1 rRNA gene is annotated in these 322 nt (G+C 55.0%); it reads right to left on the bottom strand.

The annotated features are described in order from the left end of the window. Nucleotides 1–322, bottom strand: a 23S ribosomal RNA gene (locus ADK67_RS14410); the annotation flags it as partial.

Here is a 322-nt window from a genome sequence, read left to right as displayed (position 1 = left end):
GTACTAGTCCGCTATCGGTCACCAGGGAGTATTCAGGCTTAGCGGGTGGTCCCGCCAGATTCACAGCGAATTTCACGAGTACGCTGCTACTTGGGAACATCACTAGGAGATGTCGGGTTTTCACGTACGGGACTTTCACCCTCTACGGCCACGCTTTCCAGACGCATTCCGCTAACCACGACATTTTATGACTCCTTGCCAGTCCGGCAGAACTGACCAGTAAGTCCCACGACCCCGTACACGCAACCCCTGCCGGGTATCACACGAATACGGTTTAGCCTCTTCCGCTTTCGCTCGCCACTACTCACGGAATCACGGTTGT

Origin of the sequence: Saccharothrix sp. NRRL B-16348 (genome assembly GCF_001280085.1) — a bacterium.
In the GTDB taxonomy this organism is placed as follows: Bacteria; Actinomycetota; Actinomycetes; order Mycobacteriales; family Pseudonocardiaceae; genus Actinosynnema.
Note: the sequence above shows the minus strand (reverse complement) of the source record. Positions and strands in the feature narration are given on the sequence as shown.